Origin of the sequence: uncultured Boseongicola sp., from assembly GCF_937988555.1 — a bacterium.
Classification (GTDB): Bacteria; Pseudomonadota; Alphaproteobacteria; order Rhodobacterales; family Rhodobacteraceae; genus Boseongicola.
In genome coordinates this window covers 1-7,071 of the sequence record NZ_CALJXO010000336.1, presented here as the reverse complement: position 1 = coordinate 7,071, position 7,071 = coordinate 1, and the positions used below count along the sequence as shown (strand labels likewise).

5 protein-coding genes are annotated in these 7,071 nt (G+C 53.8%); 1 reads left to right on the top strand and 4 read right to left on the bottom strand.

All coding sequences use genetic code 11. The annotated features are described in order from the left end of the window. Positions 1-418: 418 nt before the first annotated feature. Positions 419-2,386 carry a BTAD domain-containing putative transcriptional regulator gene (locus Q1B15_RS19965; protein WP_299757205.1) on the top strand — a complete coding sequence of 656 codons (1,968 nt, stop codon included), beginning with the start codon at positions 419-421 and terminating at the stop codon, positions 2,384-2,386. Positions 2,387-3,010: 624 nt separating this feature from the next. On the opposite strand, the gene Q1B15_RS19960 is transcribed toward Q1B15_RS19965, so the two are convergent. From Q1B15_RS19960 to Q1B15_RS19945, 4 genes are all read right to left on the bottom strand, one after another. Continuing rightward, positions 3,011-3,484: a DUF3291 domain-containing protein gene (locus Q1B15_RS19960; RefSeq protein WP_299757202.1), complete on the bottom strand. Its 474-nt coding sequence runs from the start codon at positions 3,482-3,484 to the stop codon at positions 3,011-3,013. Positions 3,485-4,268: 784 nt separating this feature from the next. After that, positions 4,269-5,519 (bottom strand): IS256 family transposase, encoded by a 1,251-nt coding sequence (locus tag Q1B15_RS19955; protein ID WP_299757200.1) that lies wholly within the window; start codon positions 5,517-5,519, stop codon positions 4,269-4,271. A gap of 219 nt (positions 5,520-5,738) precedes the next feature. Beyond that, positions 5,739-6,536 carry a hypothetical protein gene (locus Q1B15_RS19950; RefSeq protein WP_299757198.1) on the bottom strand — a complete coding sequence of 266 codons (798 nt, stop codon included), beginning with the start codon at positions 6,534-6,536 and terminating at the stop codon, positions 5,739-5,741. A 57-nt stretch (positions 6,537-6,593) separates the two neighbouring features. Further along, positions 6,594-6,983: a hypothetical protein gene (locus Q1B15_RS19945; protein ID WP_299757196.1), complete on the bottom strand. Its 390-nt coding sequence runs from the start codon at positions 6,981-6,983 to the stop codon at positions 6,594-6,596. Positions 6,984-7,071 lie beyond the last annotated feature (88 nt).

The window sequence follows — 7,071 nt, the reverse complement described above, 5'->3', positions numbered from 1 at the left end:
TTGCGCACGCTCATCTGCACTAAGCCGAACAACATACTTCACTGCGGGTCCACGTTTGCCCATCCAAAAAACCTCCAAAAGTGTTTTTGAAGTGATTCAGAAAATTCAAACGCTGTCAAATATGGCGACGCGACGCACTAGACTATTGCGGCGAAGATTGGGGGAAGGAAAATAACCACAACCATTGATGCTACAACTGCTACGGCCAGATTAACCAGTACTTTACCTGCGCCATTCAAGTCGTGAAGGCTCTTTCCAATTTTTGCCAGGTCGTCCGAGTGCTGTCTCAGTTCATTTGTGTTGGGCGGGATCATATCCGTTCTCCGTAGATTTGTGTTCTGATGACTTTACGCTACGGTGCCCCTGTCAGAGCAACGTGCATGGCTTCGTTATTTTTTCGTCAAAATGAGATTTAGATTTGGGCGCGACCAAAAAGCGAAATTTGACGGTTTGCCTCTTTGGCCCAGTCACGGCGTCGGTAAACGGGTTAGACACGCCAATATCTGGCAAAAAAACCGTGGCGCTTTTGCTTTACCTGTGTCGGCGTATGGGTACTGAGGTTCCCCGCGAAACAATTTGCGCGATGCTTTGGCCCGATAGCGGCGAAGAACAGGCGCGCGGCAGTTTGCGTCAGACATTGAGTGTTCTGCGAAAATCGCTGGATCAGGGTCAGGGCGGATTTATCGGGTCCAGCAAGTCCGCTGCCACCATCCAGGGCGATAGTCTTTTTGTCGATGCAAACGTGTTTGAAGCCGAATGCGGATTGTCGACCGACGAAAAAATTGCGTTGTACCGGGGCGATTTGGCCGAGGGCCTTTCAGGCGTTTCACCAGAATTTGACCGATGGCTGGAAACGGAGCGCCGTGTCATGCAGACCCGATTGCTTGACTATCTGGGTCAGGTGCTGTCCAGGCGCACGCAAAACAGCGGATTTGAAGATGCGCTGGCAACGGCAACCCGGATGATTGAAATTGACCCATTGCAAGAACATATCCACCGCAATGTGATGGAAATCCTTTCGGCACAGGGCAAATTTGACGCGGCCTTGCGGCAATATGAAAAATTGAGCGCCCTGTTGCAGCAGGAACTGGGCGTGCAGCCGGACACTCCAACACGCGAACTGGCCGCTGATATTCGCAAAAAGCGCAACAGCGGTACCGTGCCAACCACGACCAAAACTCAACCGCCCGCCCAGGCTGTCGAAGACAGCCCGCAGGCCCCGGGCAAGGCGTCACTGGCGGTGTTGCCGTTCAAAGTTCTTAGCACCAGTGAGGATGCATTGTTTTTTGGCGAAGGCATCGCCGAAGATTTGATCATTGAATTGTCGCGTGAGGCAGATTTGTTTGTCGTGGCACGCCAGTCTTCGTTTCAATTTCAAGATGAACAAATAGGGGCGCCGCAAATTGGCGACAAACTTGGAGTTCAATTCTTGCTGGGCGGGTCTATCCGGCTGTTTGGTGAGCGGGTGCGGGTGACCACCCATCTGCTACGTTGCAGCGACGGACAGGATATCTGGGCCGAACGGTTTGATCGCAAACTTGACAACATCTTTGATATTCAGACTGAAATCGCACGAACGGTGTCAAGCACAGTTGTCGGGCGGATCACGTCCCATGACGTTCGACGCCACAGTCATCGCAAACTTGAAGACCTGAAAGCCTATGAGCTGGTGATGCGTGGCACCGAACAGATGCACCGATACAGTGAGGATGGCCTCAAGTCGGCCGTGGACAATTTTCGCGCGGCCATCAAACACGACCCCGATTATGGGCGGGCCTATGGGTTATGTGCCCAAGCGCTGGCCTATCACATCTGGCTCTATTTGCTTGAAGACAACGTGGATGAGCCAGTGTCGTTGGCCAATAAGGCCATCCAGATTGATCCAGCAGATTCAAAAGCACAATGCGCGTTGGGGTTTTGTTGTCTGATCCAGAGGAAATTCGACCAGGCGCAATTTCATTTCGAAGCCGGTTTGCAGATCAACCCAAACGACGACCTGTTGCTAATCGAATATGCGCGGTTCCTTTTGTATTTTGGCAAGCCGGATGACAGCTTGCGCCGCAGCCGTGAGGCCATGCGCCTGAACCCATATCACCCCAATTGGTACTGGAATATTCAGGGCCGTTGCCTGCATACTTTGGGGCGATATTCTGAGGCATTGGCGGCGTTTGAGGCCATTGCTACCCCACCATTTTACGTGAACCTTTATTTGGCTGCCTGTTACAAGAAAGTTGGAATGGAAGAACGTTATCAAGAGGCGCGTCGCAAGGTGTTCGAACTGAAGCCGGATTTTGATCTTAGCTATTATACGAAGGTATATCCGTACAAATCCAAGGCGGTATCGGATGAGTTCTTTGAGACGCTGAAAGCGGTGTTGGACGGATAGGAACAGTCCAACTACCTTCTACAACATCAGTTCGGCGGTCTGCCCCGATCTCGATATATCTGCCAACTTCAATCACCCTGTCACAATCTCGATAGAAACAATTTACACCGAAAGCGGTCTTTGGATTATCTTTCACGAACGGCAGATTTGTCCGGAGGCTGTGTGAAACCTATCGAAAGCTTTTACAAATGCCAAAAATTGCCAGATTTAGGCACGCTCTGGGCGAGCTGAACCATCAAATTAGCAACTCCCGAAAACGAGCGGCGCTAAATCATTAAGAATCCCGAGTTTTCACACAGCCTCTCCACATAGCAGTTATTGATGCATGGCGCGGCGAACGGCGGCTCTGAGCCCAACCAACCGCGTTTGAGATCGCGGTATTTCGCGCCCGCAGCATACAACCGAGGTCGAGGACAGCCCATTGCGGACCTTCACCACCCCGTCATGATGCTGCAGTGCGGCCCGTTATGCGGACCTTCGCCGCAACCGCCAAATCGAGTGATGTCTGAATTCACACAATGCGGGACAAACCAGTCGTTCGTTACGTCCTCGAAGCGGGCTGAAAAAGTCTGTCCGGCGAAAGCTTGGCTTTTGCTTCGGCTTGAGGGCGCCGATGAGTCACGATTACAGTTTACCTGAGCTAGCTGCCGGCGCGAGTTGCGCGAAGGTGAATACCGCGTCTGACGGGCCCTCCGCGGCCAGTTTTTCGACCTTGCTCCAAGCCTCGGTGATGTCGGGTCTATGACTCGGCGCGACCCACCAAAGAACGTAACCGCGCGGGGCGTTCTGGTCGAACCATTCGGCGCGTCGGTTGTAGAAGGCGCCGTGCGAGCCCTGGTAGACGAAGGTGCTCAGCGCCTCGGGCGTTTCCCAAACCGAGTAGGAAGCGATGATGCGCCCGTCATTGAAGAGCGGCCAGCCGGCTTCCTCCGCCGGTGGTCGCTCGTCGCCAAAACGCCAGACAAAGCCGGGACTAGCCTCAGCTCGTGAGTTGACGCGCGGAACAGCCTCAGCAAAGGCGGTAATCTGGGGGTCGTCCACGGGGGCGCGCAGCGTGCCCCAGCTGAAATGGGCGATGTGGTGGATCGGAACTATCATTTGCGAGACGTTGCGCGAGAACCATGGGCTTATCAACTGATTTTCTCGGCCTGCCGAAGACAGGCGAGAAATGTGGCCCGATTTTCAGGCGTCGTCGTCCCAGCTGCCAAGATGGAAATTGCCTTGATATAAACTTGAAACTCCCTTTGAACGTTTGCTCAGGGCTCTGTGCCGCCATTCCGCACCGGTTCGTCCAACGGCCGCTTCAAATCAACGAAAGTCAGGGTTTCGATTTATCCTGTTGATATGTCTGCAACATCTTTCCCTTTTGAGTGACCGCTATTGGAGCCCTTCAGGAGACCGAGCATGCTGCACTGCAATGGTCGGCTTCGAGCCATCTTTACCAAATGCCGCCCCGCAGCATTTCGCATGAGCAGAAAATCCAGCCTGTTGCGAACGGCCCTTAGCGGACTTTGGCCGTTCCATACAACGCTGCGGTGCAGCTTTCGCATTGCGGCCATTCGTGCATGGCGCAGAATTTTTTTGTCGGCTAAAACGTCGGTGTGCGGGACAGAACGGCCGTTTAAAGTGGCCTAGCACCCAGATGGCAGCCAAATCTATTAGGGCGAGGATCAAGCCCAAGCACTATTTGGGCGACGGAACGAGCCGATTGGATTTCCAACTTTTGGTGCAGTTCTGTAATTGGATCGATAGAATCCCGCACTTAGAACGAAATCTCCCATAAAGAGATCTCTGGTCTGAAGAAAATAGGGTGCCAACCACCACAGCGACAATGATTACATCATGGCCAACGAGCTAAGCCCAAAAGTTGGTGACGGCGTGATTAGGCGGCGTTTTGAAGTTGCTTGATCCCGTCCTTGAATTCAATCCCCTCAATGATCTCAGGCATGCGGTTGGCTCCATCGAGTTTTCGCCACTTGGTCTGCGCAGACATCATCAGCTTGAATGCCATGGCAAGGCCAGTTTTGCGGCTGAGACAGCCTTTGGTTTTGCCGGTGCGATGTCGGACCGTGGCGAAGGTGCTTTCAATAGGGTTCGTCGTTCGGATGTGCTTCCAATGTTCGGCAGGGAAGTCATAGAAGGCCAGCAACACTTCGCGGTCTTTGGTCAGTTTCCCAACAGCCTTGTCGTATTTCACGCCATAGGTGGCGATGAAGAAGTCAAATGCGGCCTCGGCATCCACGCGGGTCTCAGCCTGCCAAATGTCGTGCAAATGGCCTTTGGCTTTGGCCTGAACCGACTTCGGCATCGCATTTAGAACATTGCCAGTCTTGTGGAACCAGCACCGCTGCTCTTTCGTTGCACCAAAGACCTCGCGCAGCGCATGCCAGAAGCCCAAGGCTCCGTCTCCAATGGCAAGACCAGGCGCATGGGTAAGGCCACGCCGCTGCAAGTCCAAGAGCAGCTCGCGCCAACTCTGGGTGCTTTCGCGGTAGCCATCGGCGAGGCCGATGATCTCCTTTCGGCCCCATTCATCTGCTCCAATGAGTACCAGAACGCATTGTTTTTCCTCAGCCATTCGGGGCCGGAAGTAGACACCATCCGCCCAGATGTAGACGAACCGGCGCGTGCTGAGATCGCGGCGCTGCCAGCGGTTATACTCGTCCCACCAGTCAGCTTTGAGCCGAGAAATCGTCGTCGATGACAGCCCTGCGGCGTTCGGGCCGAGAAGAGCTGCGAGTGCTTCATGGAAGTCCCCGGTGGAAATGCCTTTGAGATAAAGCCAGGGCAGCAGCTCTTCGATGGATTTGGCTTTGCGCAAATAGGGCGGCAGGATCGTTGACGTGAACCGGACTTTCTCTGCGTTGCCACCTCGGTCCCGCACGCGCGGCACCTTGACCGGCACCGCGCCGATCCCGGTAATGATTTCGCGTTCCGGCAGGTGACCGTGGCGCACCAGTCGCGCACGACCGTCGTCCGTTTTCTCAGACGCATAGGCCTCCAGCAGAACTGAAAGTTCGGCCTCAACCGCTTGCTCAATCAGACGCTGCGCGCCGGATCGTAGCAGGTCCGTCAGTGGATCAGGCGAAAATCCCGGTGGATCGGTCAGCTGCTTGATGATATTTGTCGTCATGTGGCATATCCTTTTCTCAGACGAGAATTGCGGCGCGTGAACAACGCCATGATATGCCGCCCCTCAGGGGCCATCACCAACTTTTAGCTATATCTCATGGCCAACAACCTTAATGGTGTTTTCAGGGGTAATCCCATGGCAATTGGTGAAATCATTAACGAAGGCATCGCCCGGGTAACGGGTGAAAATCCGCTCGGTGGGTACGAGGCATTTACCACTCTACCGCACCGGCTTCAGGTCAACTTCTTGGGTGATCCGGCTGGCCATGCTTTGCTTGTCTAAGGGCAGCTCAGAACTGCGAAAACTAACAGTGACGTCTCGGGTTCTTCTGTCAATGAAAGTAAAAGTCGCTCGAAAGCGCGTGTCATTGCATTCGATATGCTGGCGCACCAAATAAACGCCTTCGTTTGGAAACACGAAGTATCGACGCAGGTTGCCCACTACAACTACACTGCCTTCAATTGACCGAAGAACTTCCAGAACGGCCCCATTGCTACTTTCCAATGGCGCGTCCAGCGAACAGTTATCGATATTTGTCACTGGTCTTAGCACGAGAAAGATTGGCCCCCCCGCATTGCGAAACCGGTCCTGAAGAGCAACGAATCCAGCGCTGACCAACAAAGCAACAAACGCCAATGCGCTCGCTATCCAGTATTTTCGCATCGAGCTCTTCCGATCGACGGCTGCATTAGTGCTTTGAAAGGAAACGCTCGGATTGCTTTGAATCGGATTGGCGCGCGCCTGATCAATCAGCGAAGCAAATGCTTGATATAATCGGGGGTCGGGCGAGGCTCCAGATTGCTTCTTTGTTGATGCCTCAAAATGTTGAAAAACTGCCTCGACTCTGTCAGCAAGCCCTTCGCCAGCCCAATACTCCATTGCAAGCATCGCGGCTGTTTCGTTGGACTGGTCGATTCGAAGCAGCGCCTGATAGATCCGTTCGAACCCCGCCGTGTCGCGGCCTCGTTTGGCGTTGCGTAGCAATTGCAGGGCAATGGTCAGGAATTGCTCCTTCAATTGCGCTGTTCTGGATGAGAGATAGCCATCGAACTCCTCCGAAATGGCCGGAAACTTTTAAAGCAGGTTCCCTTTGTAGAGCTCAAGGGCCTGGGGCCAGTTTTTCGGGTTTTCCGTGAGGCTTTCGAAGATCATGACGTCAACGCTACCAGTGGCTGCGTTGAGCCAAATTGCATCGTTGTTGGCTTCGATTGAAACCTGTCCGCCGACTTCAAATGCTTTGCGCAAATTCAGCAATGTCATTCTGAGACGTTGGCGCGCCTGGGATTGCGTCGCTTCGGGCCATAACAAGTCCGCCAACCAATCTCGGGATATCTGCGAGTTGGGATTAAGGGCAAGGGCCACAAAGAGCGCTCTTTGGTGCGGGCCTGGGATTGTGTTGGCTTGCTCCGCGCTGAAACTGACGTCCAGCGATGTCAGCAGTTTGATCAGCGGTTCTGTTGGCATGCAATCCTCTGTCGGGAGTACTCTAGGTCAGTAGCGCCAAAATTCTCCCAATAACCAGCGAGCAGTCGCCTATAACCCGGCCTTTGAA

What these genes read in the sequence shown, in the direction of transcription:
- Q1B15_RS19960 (WP_299757202.1), bottom strand. Translation starts at nt 3,484, where the DNA reads ATGATAGTTCCGATCCACCACATCGCCCATTTCAGCTGGGGCACGCTG.
- Q1B15_RS19955 (WP_299757200.1), bottom strand. Translation starts at nt 5,519, where the DNA reads ATGACGACAAATATCATCAAGCAGCTGACCGATCCACCGGGATTTTCG.
- Q1B15_RS19945 (WP_299757196.1), bottom strand. Translation starts at nt 6,983, where the DNA reads ATGCCAACAGAACCGCTGATCAAACTGCTGACATCGCTGGACGTCAGT.